This window comes from Aeromonas sp. AE23HZ002T15 (assembly GCF_054165525.2).
This window is the reverse complement of the sequence record NZ_CM201342.1, coordinates 4,029,859-4,049,691: the sequence shown is the minus strand read 5'-3', so window position 1 is coordinate 4,049,691 and position 19,833 is coordinate 4,029,859. Positions and strand designations below refer to the sequence as shown.

The following is a 19,833-nucleotide window of genomic DNA, read 5'->3' as shown; positions in this document are numbered from 1 at the left end:
CGGCAGGCGTTATGGATCTTGGCGGGTAATTGATAGTCTCCGACATCAATAGCGATTTGATTTACTGGAAACGACGATGAATATGACATGGCGCTATGAGAGATATATTTGGCTGCGATTAATACAGATATTAATAATTACCCGAGCATCATCTCTAGCCCAGTTATATTTGCGGTTTCCAATTACATAAAAACGGATACTACTTGCGCCCGCAGGAACAATGACCTGTAGGTTGCCAAAATTACGAAACATGACTTGGAAGGCAGCCGATTGGGCCGATGCTAAATGGGTCACCTGCCCAGTATTTGCTTGGCAATATAGGTTGAAATCAGAACCATTTTCAGCTGCTGTTATATTACCAAACGGCACTACAGGCATGGTGATTATCTGTTCATAATCGGCTTGGTCAAAATTTACCGTCAGCAAAGTCTGCTGGTCATCCCCGCCAATATAATTCCGGGTGGCCACACCAATGTTCGAGTAAACCGTTTGGCTGAGAACACCTATAATTTTCCCTGCTTTTAGAGTTCCCCTGATGTCACAGTTATCATCAATGACGCAATTCCCCAGCGTCATATTTTTGATATAGCCCCCTTCTGCTCGTAGACGATTCGTGTAGATATTCCCATCGCTGTAGATTATGGTGAACCAGCCTTTCCCCCACCCGCTATAAGGCCCGCCCAGGCCAAAGCCAGCGGATCCCCCCGACATGAAGGCGTTGCCCATATCGAAGGAACCTCCTGAGATAGAGGGGGCCGAGATGCTGACCCCGGCCTTAATGTAATCGGCAGTGATCCGCTCGGAATGGATGATCTGAATGGTGGCTGCCTTGATGACGGCCTCACGAATGGCCACCTTGCCATCATCAGTGACCCCGAAGACAATCTCTTTCTGGTCGGGTTTGGCAGGGTTGTAAATAGCAAACCTGGTCGCCGAAGCAATGATTTCATCTACATCTGGACTCGTCATCCCCCGTAAACCCGCAGTGCTATGCAGCGGTCCAACCTGCCCATTTTTGTTAATAAAGCGGACCCAGTAATAAGCATTGAACCCTTTGCCGACCGAGTCGGAGTAAACGTTGGCTAGGGTTGTTCCTATCGACACAGAGCTGGACGGGTCATCGACCTCGGCGCGTAGCACCTCTGTATAAGAGTGTCCCTTGTAGGCCGGGGGATCCCATGTCAGGGTTATGGTGTGAAACGCCCCATCAGCTGTCACCCCGGTTGGAACCGCCGGCATCTGCACACCAGACCATTCAGGGTCACCCGATTGGTTGGGCGGGAGCTCAGGAATAATCAGTCCGGTACCATTTCGGCGCAAATTGACCATACCTATGGCTGCTGCTTCTCTCAGTGTCAGCGCTCTATCCAGCCGATCACCTTTCTGGCCGGTCAGGATCTGCATGTTCTCGGTCAGCCCCTGCTGGGTGCTGCTGGCTCGGAAGGTGTTCTTGCTCATTGCAGACAGACCTCCGCCATACTGCCGCCCAGGGTAATCCGCTCAACCTCGGCGGTGCCCTTCACCTCCACTTGCCAGCGCCGACCCCGCAGTGGCGGCAACCGGAACCCGGACGGCGGGACCTGACCCGCCATCAGCTCGAATACCCTGGCCCCATCGACAATCAGCGCGAAGCCAACTTGCTCGACAACCTCACTCATCACCCGCGCACAACTGAGGCGCACGCCAGGGGGCAGCACAAACTCCTTGGACCGCCAGCACATTGGCAGGGCAGCAGCACCGCCACGCCATTGATGCAGTTGGGTACCTTTGGCGATCATCAGGGCATCGAGTTGCATGTCTGCAACCGCCGCATCCCAGCGCCCCGAGATCCAGCGCAGATCACCAGATCTGGGGTCAAACACAAAGCCATGGCTATCGGTCTGGGCCACATAACGCCCCTCGCTGTACCAGGCTCGCAGTGTGTCGGGTTTCAGAGCCTGCCACTGCTCCCGGGTGATGATCCCCTCGGTCACCAACGCACCACCGTCAGCCCCGACACCGACCAGTCCATCCGGCGCGGCGTACAAGACCATCCCATCCAGTGCCACCATAGAACGAGCGCTGACACAAGCCTGTGGAGTAGGCGTGAGCTTCTGACCCGTGATGGAGGACGGGGACGCTCCTTGGAAGAGATAGGGATAGCCCTTGGTGCCTACAACCAGCGCCGTGTCGATGGCCGCGATCGCCACAATGTCGTGCTCAGTGGTCAGCTTGTATTGATCCGGCCAGGCATAGGGCAGGAAGGGCTCGGAAAACAGGACTGCATTGCCGACAAACCCGGCACAGATACCATTGGCCATCTGGCAGATCCCGCGCATCTTGTCGGGAGGCATGCTGTAGCCGTAGGTCTCCAGTACCGGCCCCAGCTCTCCATCTTTCTTGGCATCGCTGTAGCTGGCCGTCGCAATGGGCAGATCGGCAACCAGCAGATAGTCAGCTAGGCCACCACCCGACACCGATCGGTAGAGCCGCCGCCGGGTGATGTTGCTGTCGTTGGTCGGGACCGCAGACAGGCCCACAACCACCGTCGAGCCCGGGATCGTGATCGTCGTCTTGCCGCTGGCCGGTCCAGGTGCGCCCTCCTCCCCCAGCCCGGTCACGTAGGTCTCCACGTAGAAACGGGTCTCATCATCCGTCGGGTCATCATCCTTGCTGCCAGAGGGTGGCGTGACGGATTGTACGTTCGGCGGCGTGGCCGGCACCGGCACCCCCAGCCGATACCAAGCAGTGGGCTTGTTACTGCCCCCAGTGGCGATCGCGTCGTAGGTCAGCTTGGGAAACTCCCCATCGGTGAAGTAGACGCGGTTGTACTGATCCTGGGCGATGGGCGATCGCATGACCTCCACCAGCTTGTTCCAGGCAAACCAGTGCGCGCCGTAGTAGTGGAACAGCGTCTTGGGGGCGATCGGCAGGGAGACCCCCGCCGCCTTATCTGTCATCAGTGGCGCCACCACCCCGCGGTCAAAATGACAATCTTGGGCCAGGGTGGCCGCCTCGTCCGGCAATAGGTGGTCTGCCACGCGCGGCACCATGCCTCGCATAGTCACGATGTCGATCAATGGCATGGGGTTTCTCGAAGGCTGGAAACGAAAAAGCCCCACTCGTTAGAGCAGGGCCATGATGGGGCTATGCTAACGCTGCACAGAGCGATGAGCAAGCTCACCAAGCATTGCGAAGCGGGATCTTGCGCTCGTCATACTCGATGCTATCCCGGCAGTGCGTCGGGCTGCGCATGATGAAGTTGATGACTTTCTCTGCCCTCAATGCCCAAGGCTTTCCCTGCTTGGCGTTGTAGCCCACGTTGCCAGAGATGGTTTCATCAGGCCGGCCGCCCAGGAGGGTGTTGCCAAGCTGGTCAATGGAGACCAGCACGCGAAAGAGGTACCGGGTAACTCGGTTGCTCATGTCATGTCCTTGTTGGTTGGTGGATCCTTTAGAGGCGGCATTACGCGACACGCCGTACTTTCAGAATGGTTTTCCAATTACCACTCCCGCCATAGACCAGGATGTTGGTTGAGGGGCTGTATCCAAACCAAGTGGGGTTATTTCCTGATGTGACCGCGCTGTAGTAAACGCTACTCTTCGAGTACGTCCGCCCAAGCGTCCGATCCACTTCCAGCATGACCGTAGCGGTGAAGTTACCGCCATCCCCAACATGGAAAGTGATGGCGTACAGACCATCAGGCAAGTTAATGGAAAGGGAGTCTGTACCTGTGTTGCTTTTGTAGAGAATGTTCGCGCTATTTTCCCCTACGTCAGCGGCAGAGGGTTTGTTCAGGGTGTTGTATTCCAGAGCCCACTGGGTGAATGCCCCCGTATGGAACTGGGCGCGGGTGTAGACCCGGCTGGTGTTGTAAACGTGGTAACGATGCTGCACTCCTGCGCCGACGGTCACAGTGAGGGAGCCGGATTTAGGCTCTGGGTAGTTAAGTGCTGCCGCCACATTGGCATCCGAGTCCTGGCGATAAACGCCCGGGCTGACGATGGTATTCAGGTCTTCCTTGGTTAGCGGGAATGGATTGAGCAGGCTGCCGGGGTGTGAATGGTCCGCTGCCGCCAGAGCCGGTTTGTCCGTTACCTCCCCCCAAGTTGGCCACCGTGTAGCCGTGACCGGGATCTGATCAATTTGGTTCCAGGGGTGCCGGTGGGATGCTGCGGCCAGGTCAGGCTTGTCTGTTAGCTCCCCCCATGAAGGCCAGCGAGTCGCATAGGTAGGGATCCCCGTCAGCTGCGACCAAGTATGGGTGTGGCTTGCTTCAGCGGCCCCCACCTCAGCAAGGGTGGGCCAGCGCGAAGCGTATACTGGGACGTTGGAGAGCTGCGACCACGGGTGGATGTGCTCAGAGGGCGGCATGGTCACCGGCTTGTTGGTGATGTCAGCCCATCCCGGTACCCAACTGGCTGGCCTGGCCCCCACATCGGCCGCACTCAGCACCACGGCCCCAGTCATACCATTGACCGAGATCACCGCGTCCGAGCCATCGATCTTGAACCAGGTACGGGTGGCCGGATCCCAGTGCAGGTAATCACCCGTCACATAAGAAACGCTGGCAATCACTCCAGGGTGAGAGATCCGATAGAACGGCACACCTTGATTTGCGACTGGCGCGATCGGTGCCCCCGCAGCAGCATTCCAGGGACCAGCCCATACCAACTGCGAAGTGATGGCCTGCGCCCACTTCTGAGCCTGCAGCGCCCAATGCAAAGCCGAAAACTCCCCGGGGCGCCCGTTGATGTCGCTCCCTTCCGGATTCTGCGCCCAAGCCTCCGCCATGCCCTCTGACACACTGGCGCGCTGGGAACTGGCATTGGCCGAGGCCTGATCTTGAGCGGCCTGGCTCGCCTTAGTACTCGCTGTGTCCGCCGCTGCTTGGGCCAGGGCCGTCTTCGCAACCACCACATCCTGCATGCCCTGAACAGCGGTTTTAGCCTGTGAGACGGTGTCGGCGTTGGTGCTAACTTCCTTAGCTTGCCCGGCGACTATCGCCGCATTCGCCGCTACCTGGGTGGCGCTCTCCTGTACTTGGGCCCAATCAGCCGTGACTTGCTCCGCCAGCGTGCCAACCCTGGCCGCGTTATCCAGCGTCATCACCTTCGCACCCTCTGCCACCTGGGCCGCCTGCTCGGCATTACTGGCGTAGGTACCGGCATTGGTTGCGGAGGTAGCCGCCGCGACTTTGGAGCTGTTAGCAGCACTCGCATGGGTGGCAGCCGTGCTCGCACTGGTGGCGGCCTCACCGGCCATGGTCGTCGCCGTGGTGGCGCTGGTGTTGGCGTTGGTCGCCTTGGCCGATGCGGTACTGGCACTGGCCGCGGCCGCCGTTGCGCTTGCTGCAGATTCCGATGCAGAGGAACTCGCCTTGGTCGCGTGATGCAAAGCGGAATGCTTGCCAGGGACCACCGCCACATCAACCGGGTTCTCCGCCCACTTCTGGGCACTGCTCGCTGACCCTGCCGCAGCCCCCGCGCTGGTCGCCGCGTCACCCGCTTGACTGCTTGCCGTAGCAGCCGATGTGGATGCCGCCGCAGCCTGCTCAGTCGCGACCTGCTTTGCCTGCTCCGTAGTCACCACATCGTTGCCGGTCTGCAGCCGATCTTCGGCAGTGACTTCTGCTGCAGCTTCTGACCGCTGCATGGCCTCCACAGCCCGATCAAGCAGAGGGGGCGTCAGGTTGATACCGCTATCGACCAGAATGCTGTTCAGGGGGCCATCGGAGCTTTGAGCCGTCACCACCCCGGACCCCATATAATCCATGTCCCCACACTGGTCATTCTGGGCATAGACATCGTAGGTACCGGTTGCCAGCTGGAATCGGTACTCCCCAGCCTGGTCACATTTGAAGGTCATTGCCGATCCCATCAACACCTCACCGGTGGTGCTGAGAGCCCGCAGCTCAATGAAAGCCCTCGGGACTGGCTTGCCAGCAGGGTCGGTGATCACACCGTGGATCTGGATCATGGATTACCCCTGGTTGGTCTGAAACTTCTTGTCGCGAATGGAAACCAGCGTGCTGTCAGTCTCGATCTTGATGCCGAGATATTGCGCGAACGCCTGGAGGTGAAGCTGGCCGCGGGCGGAGTTGGCCGTCTCATCGGAGTCACGCAGATAGGCGCGATAGATGATCCAGTCCATGCAGGGGGTGGAATAGGTGTCATCCACCTGCAGGAGATCGCCGGCCTCAACCTGGGCAACCTTCACCGGCGTAGGCAGCACGCTCAATACCAAATCGACCTTCACGTCTGCGGTCACCCCCGGGTAAAGCCAGAAGATGCGCGGGTTGGTGGGCTCGAAGAGGTAGGCCTCTACCTCGCTGGCATCGGTGCCGGTCATCCACTCGGGATCCAGATCATCGAGCTGGCCTCGCTCGAAATAGCGGATCTTGCGCCCGCCAGTATTGCGCTCCACCTCGATGAGTTTGGTGGCGCCCGCTGGCAAGGCCTGACGAGTGCCGGCCACACAGCTGATGGTCTGGGTCGTGGCGAAGATGTCTGGTCGGTAGTTGGCAATGGAGGCGATGGCGCTGTTGTAGTAATGAACCAGGTCCTCCAGCGACCAATGGGTACGCGATTTATCGGTCAGCTCGAGAGAGACCCGATCAAGCAGGTCTTTGATGAGGGTCATGGGGACCTCTTAGAAGAAGGAGTGGCGCCGCACCTGGTTAACTGTCCTGGCATTTGCCGTTTGTTCGATGCGAAACCGATAGGCTTCCCGCGCAGCCTCATTGAAGCGAGCTCGGTTGAGCTGAGCCAGTTCAGGGTTGGCCCAGGGCTTGCCGGGTTGGAGCTGCAAAATGGCGGCGGTGCCATCGGCCATGGCTTCGGCGTAGTCCTCAACCAATCCAGCCGGGATCAGCTTGGCCGTAGGAAGTGGCTCGATCGCCCCGATGATGCAGACATCCTGCAACGCAACCAGGAAGCGGATCGACTCTGCAGACTGAACGTGATACTGCTCCCCTGCCGTCAGCAGTTGGCCCCCAGCGGTGATCCGGTGGATCACGGATCCCGTCACTTGGGGGTCCCGAATATCCTGGCGGGCCTGCCGGTTGATGCTGCTGGCCTTAGCAAAGCTCACTGTCTGCCCTTCCAGCACCTCCTCAAACTGCCGCTCGAGGTGAACGAGGGCGCTCTGCTTGCAGAAGTCGATCGCCGCCCGGATGATGGCTTGGCGAATGATACTGTCGAGGGGGCCCGATACCCGCTGGCGAACCAGCGGGATCAGGGCGTCAGGACTGACCAAGCGGCTGTCCAGTACCGGCACCATTACTCAGCTTCCTTCTGAGCACGCAGGGCATCGCGAACACGGGTGCGGAAGTCATCGACCCGCTCACCGGTTTCCTGCTTGATGTGAAGCTCGTACTTCTCGGCCACGGTAGCGAGCTGCGCGGAGGTCATCTTGGCCAAGTCCAGGCCGAGGTGCTCGACCACCATGCTCTGCTCAGCAGCAAGGCGGGCGGCCTCTTCCTCGGCCCGGCGGGCCGCTTCGGCTGCAGCCTGCTCGATGGCCTCCTGACGCGCCAGCACACCGTCCAGCTCGTCAGCCTTACGCCAGACGGTCGGGAACTCCAGCAGTTGCATGGCGATGTGACTCTCCACATCCACCGAGGTGTGGCGCGGGAACACCATACGGGAACCGGTCACGGTGTCTTTCTTCATCGGTTTGTCGCCGATATAGGCGATTGCGATCTTGTCGCTCACGGTCATTTCTCCAGTCAGGGAAAAGAAAAGCCCGGCACAGGGCCGGGCTCACAGGGGGTGGAAACCTTAGAGGTTACCCACCATCTCGTAGTGCAGTTTGACCTTGACGGTACCCGTAGCAGCGCCGCCGCCCACCGTCAGGCTGATCTCCTGCCCCTCCTGGGTCATCAGGTCATCCACCGGGATGTAGCTGTTCACTGCCGCCGCGGTGTTTTGGGCATTGATGAGGGTGGTCTCCCCCACCTTCACCGTGAGGGTGGTACTGGCACCGAGCGCCGCGGAGGTGAGCGAGACCCCCACCACCTTGATGTTCGGCTCCACCGGATCGCCGAACACCACCACATCACCGGCCGGCACGGCGGCCAGTTTTGCCACCAGGGTCGGAGAGACGGAGAGATTGCCGAAAGCGCCGTTGAACCAACGGCGCAGGGTCTTAACCAGAGTCAGTTTGGCCATGGAATGGTCCTCTTGTCAGTCTGAGTAAAGGCGCCCCTGACCGGGGCAGCCCAGGATTAGCGAGCGATCGGGCTCACAGCGGTGTCCAGCACCATGCAACCGTGGTCCTGCACGTTGCCGTTCTTCTGTTTGAAGCGGATCTTCTGCAGACCGGAGATCCAGCTGATGGAGAGCTCGGTACCGTTGCCGTGGTCCGCCTTCTCCTCGTGCATGTTGAAGGAGCCGCCTTCCACGCCGGAGCCAAAGGCATTGGCCAGCGCCTGGCCACCCAACAGGATGGCGCGGTCGATGGTGGTACCCGCGGTCTTGTCCGCTTCCACACCGGTTGCGGAGTTGGCCGCACACACCTTGACGGTGCTGCCCTGGTTGAAGCGGATCGGCATCCCGGGGTACTGCTTGACCAGGATGTTGCGCCACATGGCGCTATCACCCTGGAACAGCGGGTGACTCCAGCCCTTGCTGCGAGTGATCGCCCCCTGCAACATCGCCTGCCAGTCCTTGCCGGAGCTCGAGGTGTAGAAGTCATGCCACTGGCGCGGGGTGACGTAGAGCAGGTACAGGGGGTCACCGGTGTTCGGGTCGGAGCCGAAACGGATGGGCTGGATCGGGTTGGCCATTTCGGCCAGGAACAACGCCATGTTGTCCACGCAGCCCAGGTTGAAGCGGTCAGCAGCGTCGATCGCCTCAAAGGAGGTGGCATCCCCGCCGAAGAAGTGGCGCTCGTAAGTCGGCGCCGTCACCTTGTTGACCATGATCTCGCCGAACTCGGGATCTTCCCCCAGCGGTACGATGATGTCGGTGGCCATGTAGTCGCCACGGGCGCCGGCCAGCTGGACCATGCCACGCTGGTCGGTCAGGCGACCGTAGTAGCCATCAGCCAGCATGGTGCGGGCGATCTGGCGCAGGTCGTGCTTGGTGCGCTTCTGGCTCATCTTGCCGCCGGCATCCACACCGTGACGGGTCTGGTTGATGGTCAGACCGAAGTCCGCCTGAGAGAGGTTCTCCAGGCGGCCGGCGATCTTCTTGTCACCCATGGTCGGGCGGCCAGACAGTTGATGGAAGATCTGCATGTCCACTTCGGTACCGGCCTGCTTGCTCAGGTCAGTGATGCGGACAACGGGGGCGCCATGGCTGGTCTGCTTGCCGCCGTTAATTTTGACGCCCTTGGGCGCCTCCTCGGTCAGCATGTTAACCAGGGAGTGGGTGCGGTTGGCCTCAGTAAAGAGGGCCACCTGCAGAATTTTGTTGGCTTGCGCCTGGGTGACTTGGGTCATGATCCTCTCCTACAAAACAAAAACCCCGGCACTGGGCCGGGGTCGGAATGGGTTTGGCTGATTTACAGGTCGTGCTCTGCAAGCAGGGCTTCGATCTGGGCAGCGGACATGTTGGACATCTCAGCCATCAGCTGCTCTTGGCTCATGCCGCCGTACTTCTCGAGTTTGCTCTCGTGCTGTACGGACTGGCCGAGGTCTGACGGGCTTTGTGGAATATGGTCGCGCTCCTCGACCTTCTTCTGGGGTGCCGGCTTCTCGGCAGGCGGTGCCTGCTGTGCTACCGGGTCACCAAAGGCGGCCTTGGTGCGCTTCGCCACTTCCGCAAAGCGCTCCGTCAGGGGTTTATCCTTCCACGCGGGATCCTCTTTGAGACGCTCATCGACACTGACGGCAAATGTGGCGCGATCCTGGTCCTTCTCCATCCAGGTTGCGAGTTCAGGTACCGCCTGCAGCGCAGTCTGAACATCGTTCGGGACAGAGGGAGCCTGCGACTGGGTGGGTTGCTGGGGTGCCGGCTGCGCGAGCTTGTTCAGGCGGCTGGCAATACCGGTCAGCACCTTCCCGATCTCGGGATAGTCCTGGGCCAGTTGCTCAATCTCCTCAACGTCGAGCGCATCCGGATCGGCATCGGGCTTGATCCCGTGCTTATCCAGCAGAGCCTGCAGTCGCTCCCGTTCGCCGGCTTCGGCCTTGAGCTGCGCATTCTCGGCGGCGAGTGCCTGCCGCTGCGCCCGCTCAGACTCCAGCACGTCGTAGGGGATCTGGTGCTTGCCATCTTTGGACAGGATGACTTTGACGCCCTCCTGCCCTTCTTCCTGGGTGTCGTCCTGGGTGGTCTTGCCCTGCACCTCGGCCGCCGGCGGCGCGGTCTGTTCGCCCTTTTCGTCGGTGTGGGTGGCCTGCTCATCCTGCTTCGGCTTCTCGGTGTCACCACCGTCCTCCAGCGCATTCAGCGCGGCCTCAAGCTCCTCCAGTGATTCGGTACCAGTCAGGTTGTTAAAGTCGATGGGGTCCATAGTTGTCCTCGTGGTGTTTGCGGGTGGTATCGCTGCCCAAGCGGGGCAAGGCTCTCGGGGAAAGCCCTCTCCGACTGGGGCAGAAATGACAAAGCCCGCACAGAGCGGGCTCAATCATCATCGGAACTAAACACAAAACCCGGCGCGGTGGCCGGGTCTGGAAACGAAAAAGCCCAATCTCGAGAGACTGGGCCATGTTGGGGAAATCCTAACGCTGGCAGGTGGTGAATGCAACAGCCTTAGAGCTCAATCGCATCGATCTGTGCCTGGAGCGTCTCAGCAAGTTGGGCCTGCAATGCCGCACGTTCGGTGGAGATTTGCTCCCCCTCCTGCTGCAAGAGCTCCATCTCCTGCAGCACCTTGCCCGTATTGGCCTGCTTGAGAGCGTCATCGAAGCGCATGGAGTCGATTTGCTTCTGCAGGCGCTGGGCCTCTGTCTGCCATTTGGCAGCCCTCGCCTCGATCTCTGCGACCTTGGCCTCGGCCTCCCGCATCGCCAACTCCTGCTGAGCTTGCTGCATCTGCGCCTGCTGCTGGGCCGCCTCTTGTTCCTCCGGCGTCATCTGGTCTGCCGGTTTGGCGATCCCCAGAGCATTGCGCACCCGCTCGGCAAATTCGTGCTTGTTGGGCACATCCATGAGCTCGACCAGCATATCAAAGCAGGCTGCTTGAGCCTGGGGCGGCAAGCGGGTCATGGCCTCCATCATCCGCTCGGCCAACTGCTGCTTGTAGGCTGGAGTCTGCTGAATGGGGGCCAGGGCGATATGGGCGCGCAACCGGGTCACATCGTTGGTCAGCATCTCCCCTTCCGGCACATTGAGCATGACAGCCTTGCGGCGCCCCTTGTCCTCCCGGTTGATGGTCACCTTCACATTGCGACGCAGTGAGAGCTCCTCGAGGAGGTACCCCAGGGCAAGCTGCCCGACCAGCTGCCGGCCAAACCGGTAGTTGTCGTTGATCTCGGAGAGCGTGGTGGCGCCCTGCTCCACCAGGTTGGCAATGGCCACACCAGACTGCCCCGTTTCCCCCTGCCCCAGATAGGCTGCATAGACCCCCATGGTGTCCTGGATCAGCTTCACGCTGTCCTGCATCACCTGGAACTGCTGCGCCGCCACCTGGAAGTCCTGCTCCACCTTGAACACATCCGCAATGGTCTGCTTGCTCTTGCGGTCCGGGTTCAGCTCGATCAGTCCGTCGGCGCGCTCCACCTCTTCCATCACTTGGTCGCGGCTCATGTTGGTGGCGTCCTTGTCCATGATCACCCGCTTGACCTGCAGCAGCCAGGTGAGCTTGATACGGCGCAGGTTCACCTCGTCCTGGGCTGGGATGGCCCGGGCAATCAGGCCATAGGGTTCACGGCTACGGTCCTTGCGGTACCCCCAGAAAGGCACCAGAGGATACATGTTGTGCGGGGCGCTACAGGGGCGATCGACCAGGGCATGGGGGCCGGCAAACCAGGCCTCACGGATAGTTGCCACCGGCTGGCGCTCCACGACCCCGCGGCCCAGCGAAACGGCGGCGAGGTGAAGCTCGTTGCGCTCATCGAACTCGATGGCTCGCCCAGAATCGAGCAGCAGCACGCGGCGTATGGTGTAGGTGCGGTAGTAGACCACCTGCAACAACAGGCGCTTGCGGTCGGTACTGCACCATTCCACCTGGCGGGCATCGAACTGCTGCCACTCGTCGAAAGCGTTCTGGGTGCTGGCGTCCATCCCCTCAATGGCGGTGACACTCACCACCCCATTCCAGGTCTCGCCGACACTGCAGCGAAGCACCTCAGCCTTGCTGGGAAACATGGTGCAGGCTTCATCGAGGTCGAGCCAGCGCCGGCGCATCAGCCAACGGCTGTCGGAAAGATCCAGCTCCCGGTGGTGCCAGTCCCAGAACACCTCATCCCTGTGAACGAAGCTAAACCGGAAGCGTGGACCGAACGGGTCGGGATTGCGGCGCACCTCCACCCAACCGATTCCCGTCTTGATCTGGCTGGCATAGGCCTCGCCGCAAGCTCGGTCACAACCGCCGAGCCGGGCCATGTCGGCGAACTCCGAGTTCACCGCCTCGGCCAGCAGTTCGTATTCCTCTTCGATGTCATCGGCTACGACCATCAGGTCAGTGCGGGTCTTGGCCTCCATCCCGAGCACACCGTCAATGGTCGGGGCGATCAGGTTGTGGATTGTGGTCGGCTGCCCGCGGTCCTTGAGCACCTTGACCACGTTTGGCGGTAGCTGGTCCCCGTCGTAATAGGCACAACAGAGATTGGCGAAGGTGCGCCAGTCGGGCTGCCCCTGGATGTCGCTCATCAGGGCGAGCAGGCGCGTGGTATCGAGACGCCCCTTTGCGGGCGCCTTGGTCGGGGTGTCGTTCATCAGTGGGCCATCCAGTGCTTTTGTTGGCGGGGTGTGTTGTCTCGGACGATGCGTGCCGGCATGCGTGCCCGCATCTCTTGGGAAATCATGTAGCTCATCAGTTGGTCATCGAAGCAGCCATCCTGTGCATTCATCCGGCCCTTCTTGTCATAGACATAGCTGGACGCTTCGTGGACGGTGCCTATCCAGCGGATCCCGGACTGCCCGGCACGCAGCAGGGTCTTGAGTCCATCCACGACGATGGGCTTGCTCTGGGCCGTGGTCAGCCAGCCCAGGCGGTCTGTCTCGTCGTCGCTTTCCCGGTCGATGTACTCCTGGGAGTAGATACGTCGGGTGGGGTAGATGTCGCGCAGGCGCAGCAAGAAGGCGTGGCCGTGGTTGTTGCGCTCTGGGCCGACGAAGGCCGGGCCATACTCCTCGGAGCCATACCAGCGCCCCACATGAGCAACCAGCTGTGCCAGCAGGCCTGGGTCCAGATGCCCGAACCAGTGCGCCACCTGCTCGCCGTTGCTGCGCTTCACCACGTCCACGCTGGAGCGGTCGCCATGCTCCAGCCCCTCGGAGATGTCCACGCCGATCGCATAGTCCTCCTCCGGGTCGGGGAGTTCCCACACCAGTAGCAGGTTGGCCAGGCTGCGCTGCCCCCGCTCATCCAGTGTCTCGGGCCCATTCACACGCTCACGCTTGCTGGTGACGGGGTCCATGTCGTAGACCAGTTCAGGGGGCCGGCAGTCACCCTCGGCGCGCATGGTCATGGCCGGGGCGAACACTCGGCGGCCTGAAGTGAGGAAGGCTTCCAGCGGTGTGCTGGGGAACTCCTGCTTCATCTCGTCGCCCTGAGTGAACTCCTTGAGCACATACCACTGACGCTGCTCGTCGGTGATGATGCAGTCCATTGCCAGCTCCACCGCGTCGAAGTATTCGGCCTGCTCCTTACTCATGGTCACGCCACTGGCAGGCACATCAGCACGGTACTTGGGATCCTGCCACCAGGCGAAGAAGTGAAACTTCCAGTCTTGCTGAGTCAGTTCGCTACAAGCTCGCGCTAGCTCCAGCGACTTCATACTCATGGCGTGAAAGTCGCCGCCCACCCCTTCCGCTGTGCTCTCGATAAAGGCGATTGCCCCAGGGTGAATGGCGTTGAGGGTACCGGTGCGCACCTCCTTGGCCTTCTCGGGGTACTTGGCGCAGATCTTCCCGTGCTCGGAGACATGCAGGCGCTGGACAGTACCGGAGCGGAAGGATGTGGCCACCTGGATGCTGGAGCCATGGCGGAACAGGATGTAGCCACCATTAGCGCCGCCGCGGCGAGAAGCTATCGGGAAGCAGGCCTTGAGCCACTTGGGTAAGTTATCGAACGGGACTTCAATCTTGGTGCGGTATATCTCGCCGGCGGCCGTCAGGTCCTGGGCGATGATCCCGCACTTGAGGTTCTTGTTGAACAGCGCCTCGTCCAGCAGGTAGATATCTATGGCAGTGGAGAACCCAAGCTGGCGAGCCTTGAGGATGATGTTCAGGTACCACATAGTCCGGAACAGCAGCTCCTGTGCCGGGCGCAGCTTGAATTGCACCAGCTCACCTTGCTCGTTCTCCACCTTGTAGAGGTTGTTCATCCTCCACCACTTATCGCTAAGCTTCGAGCGGATGTAGGCCATCCGCTCCTGCTCAGTCATGGCGGAGGTGTCGAATTCGGTCATTGGTGGGTCTCAGGTAATAAAAAACCCGCCGAAGCGGGTTTGCTGACCTTGCATTTATTTAGGTTGGCCAATCCACCAACCAGCGACTGCATTGATGTTTAACTTCATATACGCACTATTGAATTCAGCACGCTCACCATTATTAATGGTTACTACATCTTTCAAATAAAACGAGTCATCTTCAACCAACTCATCAGGTCGCTCCTTCATAATTGCTGCAGACTCAGAAAAGAGTCTGGAGTATTCAATGTTTACTGGATTACTCCCATCACCAACAATTAATTCAGCCGTAGACTCAAGAAACGTTACCGCGCCAATCAATTCCCCACTAATAAGATGTCCACCGATTAAAACAGTTATCGGACAAGTAACGCCTTGATTTGCCAAGTTTACTAATGAGATTAAATGTTTATCTGACATACCGCACCTCTTAAATTGGACTCTTCCGCATACTATCACGACATCAGCCCGCCAGTCCCCATGTCGTGCAACTCGGAAACCATCTCGCTCACTGGAGTGGTGTCACTGTCACCATCCTTCTCCAACCGATCAGCCTCTGCTGTCAGCTTCCGGGTGGCGGCCTCAATCCGCCGTGTGTCAGCTTCAATCTTCGGAGCGTTCACCTCGTCGATGCGCAGAGTGCTCAAGGTGCGCTCGATGGATTCGATGCGCTGAATGTTGCGGTCGAGGGCCTGCTCGGCTTTCAGGATCTTGTCGTAGAGCGCAATACGGTCGGCCATCTCGCTGGCAGTGACCAGGTCCTGCTGCAGCCCCTTGAGCAACCCAGTGACGGAGATGACTCGTGCCCGGGTGAAGTCCAGCTCGTCGCGCAGTTGCAGCTCGCGGGCTTCGTTGAACAGCTCTGGGGAGTCTAGGAACTTGGCATAGCCGCCATGGGTCTTAGTCAGCTGCATGCCGGGCTTGATGTTCGCCGACGGATTGGGGTTGCCAGCGTTGCCCTCGGTGAAGCGCCCCTTCTGGTCCCGGCCGTTGTTGTTCGGGTTATGGCCTGTGTCAGCCGGGATGTGAGTGGATGAAGATGACCTTCCCCCTCTTCGCTCTCCCCCTTTGGCCTTGGCCTCATTCCCTTTGAGTTGCGCACTTTGCGCAGATTGCGCAGTTTTGCGCACTTCGGACTGCGCAGTTTGCGCAGCTATGCGAAATTCACCAGGTTGCGCAGGGGATTGCCCCCGAGATTTCAAATAGCGACGCGCCGAGTTGTAGTTCAGGCCACGGCTGTCACACCAGTCTTTCGCACTGATGCCGGTCGCTTCATGCTCCTGCAGGAACTCTGCATTGAGCTGTGCCCAGTCGGTCTTTGTCATTTAGAGAGAGAGCTCGCCTTCAACGATGGTGTCACCGGGTGCTGGCTTGTAAGCCGCCGGCACCACGACGGAAACACCGGAGGAAAGAACAACCAGAGCCTCGCTCCCGTCGTAGTGCTCTACGCGGGTGATGACCCCAGTCACATCGATACCGTTCACCACATCACTGCTCCAGTTCATCTGCCTCACCTCCTTCCCCCAGAAAGACAAACCCCGCCGTTATCGGCGGAGCTTCATGGTTGCGGTGCGCAGGGAGTCATAGGCCCGTTCGCAGGCTAGTCCTGACGCTCGAGCTCGGTCATACGCTGCTGCCAGCTCACCCGCTCTTTCGTCAGCCCGGCTGAGCAGGTCGGCGAGCACCATGGCAGGTTGTCCGGCTGCCGGGCCTCCTTGGGCAGTACCGGGATTGCTGGCGCACTGACTTGCTCGGGCTGCCAGGCGGTGGGCTTGCTCGCGCAGCCGGCCAGACTCAACGCTAGCAGCAGTGGCATCAGCTTGTGCTTGGGCAATTTCTTCTTGTGCATGGTCTCTCACCTCATCGATTTCTGCCTGGCGGCGCTGCTCTTCCTCCCGGGCCTTCAGCTCTGCCTTGGCCCTGGCCGTAGCCAGACGGGTAGCTTCTTCATCCCACTTAGCCTGCCAGGTCTTGCGCTCCCCTTCCTTCCCATCGGCTTGACCGGACCAGTAGAGCGCCACCCCGCCGCCAGCCAAAGCGGCTATCACCAGGGCGCCGGCCAGGAACGGCAACACCCTGCTTTGTGGAGTCGTTACCATCACTCCCCCTTGCACTTCGCATTGAGGCGCAGCCGGTCTTTCCAGAGCCCAGGACATACCCGGTTCCCCGGCGCCGAGCAGTCCTGATTGCCTGCGCGCTTGAACAACAGGATCGCCTCACAGGCCCCAGGGTAATCGCCCACGTTCAGGCGCTTCACGATGGTGGAGCGGCAGAAGGCCCCGGGGCCGATGTTGTGGGAGAGCTCGACATAGGCGTCGAACTCATATTGGTGGAGGGGGACCTTGATACAGGCCTTGAGGGAGTCCTCGAACACCCGCACCTCCCTTAGGCTCCTGTTCACTGCGCCGACGGGTGTGATGGTGTCCCCCATCTTGACCCCCTCGGTGCTCCCAAATCCGATGGTGGGGAGCTTGGTACCGTGTACCGGGTCAGGGTAAGCCACTGGCCCCCACCCCTCCCGATTCAGGATCCCCACAAAGCCAGCGGCACTCAGCGTGAGCGCCGCGATCGCAATACGGACCTTGCTCACTCTGCACCTCCCTGCTGGCGGCGCGGCTTGATGATATTCGACCAGATAAACCATCCCATCTGAACAGCTATCCACATCAACGTGGCGGCCAGCACCCAGTCATTGAGCGAGTACCCGGCCAGCGTCATGCCTGACACCACGACCGGTGGCGCGCTCTTTGCTACTCCAGCTGCAGCGGCGGCTGTCGCAAATCCTTCTTCTTTCCCCATGTATCGCCCCTCCAGAAACGACAAAGCCCGCACGAGGCGGGCCAGAAACGAAAAAAGCCAGGGTCGGTGAGACTCTGGCCATGATGGGGCAATACTAACGCTGGGATGGCAGGGATTCAACCAGTTGTAGATTCTTGGACGGTTTGATTTTTGCTCTTTCTCCAACGTGCGACTGACAGCACTATGATACATAGCGGGCCTAATACCAGCATCAATATGAGACTCACCATGAGCTTTGCAAATTTCCGGTCAAGCATGCTCTTTGCTGAACCGTCATAGACGACCAGCTCATCCCCATGCCAGTAGTCAATGATCCTCTGAACAGCGTATCTACTGTATGGGTAAAGCAAGCCCATCACAAGCAGCTTAACCGTCGCAGCCAACCAATTTATTAGTGGGACTTCATGGGTTGGTGGTCTCAATAAAGTTATTGCAATCGGAATGCCCACGAACAGGCACAATGCAACAACCAACTGCCTCTGAAAGAAGGCCTTAGGTAATAGCAACATTGTCTTTTGCTCTAACATCTCATACCTCTGCGCTTCAATATTATTTTTGTTCTTCTTTGAATTTCGATGTTTCGCCTCTACTCACTGAGAATCTTTCTTGAGCGAAATATTTTATTTGGTCATTCTCTTTATCATAAACAGCACAATTTCTAGCACCACAATACAAAAATGGATATCCTGCTTTTTCGCCATCGAGATAAACTAGGGACGTGTCACCTTTTCTTATCGACTCAATATTAGCCACTGCATCATCACCACCTTTTTGCTCATGATGAGCGATGACAAGTATAAACAACAGACTACAAGAAAGAGTCATCCAAGTTGCAGCCTTGATAGTTCCCAGCCGCCTCATGATGTAGCTCTCTCGCCTAAATTTAACACCCACTTTTCTCAATGGCTTGAGAAATCTACGCGCATTAGAGAATCGCCTGTCATTTGAAATTCTAAATGCCCTATGCATTACATCCTTAACTTCATATGCAATGTATGCCATAGATAACAAAACAAACGGCAAAATCATTAAAAAAAACAGATTAATAATGAAGCCATGATAAAGAACTTGATGGAAACTACGTTCCATTAGATCAGAATCTAATCCCAGCCTTCTCAACAATGCGTTGGTATATGCTGTACTGGATGCGAACAGAAAAGCCGTTGTAAGAACAATAAGTCCTGCACTATTAAAAAGCCCCATCTTTCCTCCTTGTCAGACTGGGATTGCTTTGTAGGTCGTTGGTGCCAGCTCAAACCCTGTCGAGACATCACCGTTTTTCACATAAAATTCGGCGCTATTATTCTCGCGAGAGTAACTATGCACTCGGTACAGCCAGAATTGCTCTTGGAGGTCCCGGGAGACAACCACCTCATTCTCGCTGATGTAGAAGGGGGTGGAGGCTGGTCCTGTGGTGGTCTTAACCTCGATGAATCTCTCGCCTCCATCCAGTTCGAACGAGACAATGTCATAACCAGCAGCAGAATCGCTCAGAGCAATATGCTCGACCTTGGAGGCCAGGTCGTTACGTCCAGCATCACGCAACCGCTCCTGTTCATGCGCCATAACCAGGAACTCACCTGCTAAGCCTAAGTCTCTGTTTCTCTGTTCTCTGGCTGCCCAGTCGACAATGCCACCTTTGGGCCCCCTCCCTACCTTCCCTGTTTTCTGAGTAGCCTTCGGCGGCAACCCTTCTGTTAGGGTCCCTGGCTGGGTCTGCTCTGATTCGGGATGATACAGAGGTGATAAGGCAGGTCGGATGTGCTCTGAGAAGTGGGCACGAACGTCCGATGGTAAAGGCCAGTTCAGGAGTTTCCAGGTGAAATGGACAGGGTTCTTTGACAGAGGGTCCCAATCATTGAAGGCCAGCGGCCCCATGTAGGTGTAGTCCTCCTTCTTCGACGTCCGCAGGAACAACCGCACGTTATGAAGGCTCTCGTCATGCTCAACTAACCGCTGAATTTGGGGAGACTCAGGCGTTTGCTGATTCTGCGACTTCCAGATGAGGAAGCCGTCAGCCGTCAAAGCATCATCATAATCATTGCTCTCATGCATACCGAGAGTAACGAAGAAGACAAAGTCTCTTTCGCCCGGTGCCTTACTGATGATCCCAGAAAGCCCCCATGAGCCAGACCCAGGGGTAAATGAAGCTCCTGGAGCGAGGATCCCCGCAACATCCTCCCGAGAGTACAGGTGGTGCGGCAGCAAGCGGGTCGGTACATCCTTGGTGACAATAGTGAAGTCCAGTTTCTCTAGGATAGAGAAACAAGGGCTATGCAGCCCACCAGAGAACTTTGATGAAGGGAATTCATAACCAAGGAGCTCTTGTGCGGCCAGGCCCAAGATGGCCTTCGGAGGATAACGCTGCTCATTTATGAGCAGGTCATAGGTAGTGGAGTCCTTATATGTAGGTACTTTCCCATCAAGACGCTGATAAGTGCCTGCTGCACGCAGTATGTGCTCCCTCGTCAGCCCACTAAGCTCCCCAATAAGATCTTTGTGTCTAGCTTTTTGTCCTTTTGCCACAGCA

At 58.6% G+C, this 19,833-nt stretch carries 21 protein-coding genes; all 21 read right to left on the bottom strand.

Annotated elements, in window-relative coordinates; translation table 11 throughout:
- Positions 1-93: 93 nt before the first annotated feature.
- Positions 94-1,458, bottom strand: coding sequence for a phage tail protein (locus ACT5M9_RS18990; RefSeq protein ID WP_457979641.1), 1,365 nt, complete (start codon positions 1,456-1,458; stop codon positions 94-96).
- On the bottom strand, positions 1,455-3,065 hold the full coding sequence (locus ACT5M9_RS18985) for a hypothetical protein (protein ID WP_457979643.1): 1,611 nt from the start codon (positions 3,063-3,065) through the stop codon (positions 1,455-1,457). Before ACT5M9_RS18985 ends, ACT5M9_RS18990 begins: the two co-directional genes overlap by 4 nt.
- Before the next feature lie 94 nt (positions 3,066-3,159).
- Complete coding sequence (locus tag ACT5M9_RS18980; RefSeq protein ID WP_457979645.1) at positions 3,160-3,405, bottom strand: hypothetical protein; 246 nt, start codon at positions 3,403-3,405, stop codon at positions 3,160-3,162.
- Between the two features lie 40 nt (positions 3,406-3,445).
- The gene (locus tag ACT5M9_RS18975) at positions 3,446-5,959 is read right to left on the bottom strand and encodes a prophage tail fiber N-terminal domain-containing protein (protein WP_457979646.1); all 2,514 of its coding nucleotides are present in this window, start codon (positions 5,957-5,959) and stop codon (positions 3,446-3,448) included.
- 3 nt (positions 5,960-5,962) lie between these two features.
- Positions 5,963-6,622 (bottom strand): phage adaptor protein, encoded by a 660-nt coding sequence (locus tag ACT5M9_RS18970; protein ID WP_457979648.1) that lies wholly within the window; start codon positions 6,620-6,622, stop codon positions 5,963-5,965.
- 9 nt (positions 6,623-6,631) lie between these two features.
- On the bottom strand, positions 6,632-7,261 hold the full coding sequence (locus ACT5M9_RS18965) for a hypothetical protein (protein ID WP_457979650.1): 630 nt from the start codon (positions 7,259-7,261) through the stop codon (positions 6,632-6,634).
- Positions 7,261-7,695: a hypothetical protein gene (locus ACT5M9_RS18960; protein ID WP_520395649.1), complete on the bottom strand. Its 435-nt coding sequence runs from the start codon at positions 7,693-7,695 to the stop codon at positions 7,261-7,263. Before ACT5M9_RS18960 ends, ACT5M9_RS18965 begins: the two co-directional genes overlap by 1 nt.
- Positions 7,696-7,761: 66 nt before the next feature.
- Positions 7,762-8,151, bottom strand: coding sequence for a hypothetical protein (locus ACT5M9_RS18955; protein ID WP_457979654.1), 390 nt, complete (start codon positions 8,149-8,151; stop codon positions 7,762-7,764).
- Between the two features lie 56 nt (positions 8,152-8,207).
- Positions 8,208-9,425 carry a phage capsid family protein gene (locus ACT5M9_RS18950; RefSeq protein WP_269383803.1) on the bottom strand — a complete coding sequence of 406 codons (1,218 nt, stop codon included), beginning with the start codon at positions 9,423-9,425 and terminating at the stop codon, positions 8,208-8,210.
- 62 nt (positions 9,426-9,487) lie between these two features.
- The gene (locus tag ACT5M9_RS18945; RefSeq protein ID WP_457979656.1) at positions 9,488-10,441 is read right to left on the bottom strand and encodes a hypothetical protein; all 954 of its coding nucleotides are present in this window, start codon (positions 10,439-10,441) and stop codon (positions 9,488-9,490) included.
- 239 nt (positions 10,442-10,680) lie between these two features.
- Positions 10,681-12,807 carry a portal protein gene (locus ACT5M9_RS18940; RefSeq protein ID WP_457979658.1) on the bottom strand — a complete coding sequence of 709 codons (2,127 nt, stop codon included), beginning with the start codon at positions 12,805-12,807 and terminating at the stop codon, positions 10,681-10,683.
- Positions 12,807-14,504: a terminase large subunit gene (locus ACT5M9_RS18935; RefSeq protein WP_457979660.1), complete on the bottom strand. Its 1,698-nt coding sequence runs from the start codon at positions 14,502-14,504 to the stop codon at positions 12,807-12,809. Before ACT5M9_RS18935 ends, ACT5M9_RS18940 begins: the two co-directional genes overlap by 1 nt.
- A gap of 54 nt (positions 14,505-14,558) precedes the next feature.
- Entirely contained in the window at positions 14,559-14,924 is a 366-nt protein-coding gene (locus ACT5M9_RS18930) for a GvpU-like protein (RefSeq protein WP_457979662.1), read from the bottom strand.
- 35 nt (positions 14,925-14,959) lie between these two features.
- On the bottom strand, positions 14,960-15,829 hold the full coding sequence (locus tag ACT5M9_RS18925; protein ID WP_457979664.1) for a terminase: 870 nt from the start codon (positions 15,827-15,829) through the stop codon (positions 14,960-14,962).
- Entirely contained in the window at positions 15,830-16,009 is a 180-nt protein-coding gene (locus tag ACT5M9_RS18920; RefSeq protein ID WP_457979666.1) for a hypothetical protein, read from the bottom strand.
- A 95-nt stretch (positions 16,010-16,104) separates the two neighbouring features.
- Positions 16,105-16,353 carry a hypothetical protein gene (locus tag ACT5M9_RS18915; protein WP_520395648.1) on the bottom strand — a complete coding sequence of 83 codons (249 nt, stop codon included), beginning with the start codon at positions 16,351-16,353 and terminating at the stop codon, positions 16,105-16,107.
- Between the two features lie 249 nt (positions 16,354-16,602).
- Complete coding sequence (locus tag ACT5M9_RS18910) at positions 16,603-17,094, bottom strand: lysozyme (protein WP_457979670.1); 492 nt, start codon at positions 17,092-17,094, stop codon at positions 16,603-16,605.
- Positions 17,091-17,303: a hypothetical protein gene (locus ACT5M9_RS18905; RefSeq protein WP_456500531.1), complete on the bottom strand. Its 213-nt coding sequence runs from the start codon at positions 17,301-17,303 to the stop codon at positions 17,091-17,093. The genes ACT5M9_RS18910 and ACT5M9_RS18905 overlap by 4 nt, the downstream gene beginning before the upstream one ends.
- Before the next feature lie 116 nt (positions 17,304-17,419).
- The gene (locus ACT5M9_RS18900) at positions 17,420-17,830 is read right to left on the bottom strand and encodes a hypothetical protein (protein WP_457979672.1); all 411 of its coding nucleotides are present in this window, start codon (positions 17,828-17,830) and stop codon (positions 17,420-17,422) included.
- Between the two features lie 22 nt (positions 17,831-17,852).
- Positions 17,853-18,506: a hypothetical protein gene (locus tag ACT5M9_RS18895; RefSeq protein WP_457979674.1), complete on the bottom strand. Its 654-nt coding sequence runs from the start codon at positions 18,504-18,506 to the stop codon at positions 17,853-17,855.
- A 12-nt stretch (positions 18,507-18,518) separates the two neighbouring features.
- Positions 18,519-19,829: a DUF3427 domain-containing protein gene (locus tag ACT5M9_RS18890; RefSeq protein WP_457979676.1), complete on the bottom strand. Its 1,311-nt coding sequence runs from the start codon at positions 19,827-19,829 to the stop codon at positions 18,519-18,521.
- Between the last annotated feature and the right edge of the window lie 4 nt (positions 19,830-19,833).

Excerpts from the sequence above, each read along its gene's own strand:
- ACT5M9_RS18990 (WP_457979641.1), bottom strand. The coding sequence starts at position 1,458 with ATGAGCAAGAACACCTTCCGAGCCAGCAGCACCCAGCAGGGGCTGACC.
- ACT5M9_RS18985 (WP_457979643.1), bottom strand. The coding sequence starts at position 3,065 with ATGCCATTGATCGACATCGTGACTATGCGAGGCATGGTGCCGCGCGTG.
- ACT5M9_RS18980 (WP_457979645.1), bottom strand. The coding sequence starts at position 3,405 with ATGAGCAACCGAGTTACCCGGTACCTCTTTCGCGTGCTGGTCTCCATT.
- ACT5M9_RS18975 (WP_457979646.1), bottom strand. The coding sequence starts at position 5,959 with ATGATCCAGATCCACGGTGTGATCACCGACCCTGCTGGCAAGCCAGTC.
- ACT5M9_RS18970 (WP_457979648.1), bottom strand. The coding sequence starts at position 6,622 with ATGACCCTCATCAAAGACCTGCTTGATCGGGTCTCTCTCGAGCTGACC.
- ACT5M9_RS18965 (WP_457979650.1), bottom strand. The coding sequence starts at position 7,261 with ATGGTGCCGGTACTGGACAGCCGCTTGGTCAGTCCTGACGCCCTGATC.
- ACT5M9_RS18955 (WP_457979654.1), bottom strand. The coding sequence starts at position 8,151 with ATGGCCAAACTGACTCTGGTTAAGACCCTGCGCCGTTGGTTCAACGGC.
- ACT5M9_RS18950 (WP_269383803.1), bottom strand. The coding sequence starts at position 9,425 with ATGACCCAAGTCACCCAGGCGCAAGCCAACAAAATTCTGCAGGTGGCC.
- ACT5M9_RS18945 (WP_457979656.1), bottom strand. The coding sequence starts at position 10,441 with ATGGACCCCATCGACTTTAACAACCTGACTGGTACCGAATCACTGGAG.
- ACT5M9_RS18940 (WP_457979658.1), bottom strand. The coding sequence starts at position 12,807 with ATGAACGACACCCCGACCAAGGCGCCCGCAAAGGGGCGTCTCGATACC.
- ACT5M9_RS18935 (WP_457979660.1), bottom strand. The coding sequence starts at position 14,504 with ATGACCGAATTCGACACCTCCGCCATGACTGAGCAGGAGCGGATGGCC.
- ACT5M9_RS18930 (WP_457979662.1), bottom strand. The coding sequence starts at position 14,924 with ATGTCAGATAAACATTTAATCTCATTAGTAAACTTGGCAAATCAAGGC.
- ACT5M9_RS18925 (WP_457979664.1), bottom strand. The coding sequence starts at position 15,829 with ATGACAAAGACCGACTGGGCACAGCTCAATGCAGAGTTCCTGCAGGAG.
- ACT5M9_RS18920 (WP_457979666.1), bottom strand. The coding sequence starts at position 16,009 with ATGAACTGGAGCAGTGATGTGGTGAACGGTATCGATGTGACTGGGGTC.
- ACT5M9_RS18915 (WP_520395648.1), bottom strand. The coding sequence starts at position 16,353 with ATGCACAAGAAGAAATTGCCCAAGCACAAGCTGATGCCACTGCTGCTA.
- ACT5M9_RS18905 (WP_456500531.1), bottom strand. The coding sequence starts at position 17,303 with ATGGGGAAAGAAGAAGGATTTGCGACAGCCGCCGCTGCAGCTGGAGTA.
- ACT5M9_RS18900 (WP_457979672.1), bottom strand. The coding sequence starts at position 17,830 with ATGTTAGAGCAAAAGACAATGTTGCTATTACCTAAGGCCTTCTTTCAG.
- ACT5M9_RS18895 (WP_457979674.1), bottom strand. The coding sequence starts at position 18,506 with ATGGGGCTTTTTAATAGTGCAGGACTTATTGTTCTTACAACGGCTTTT.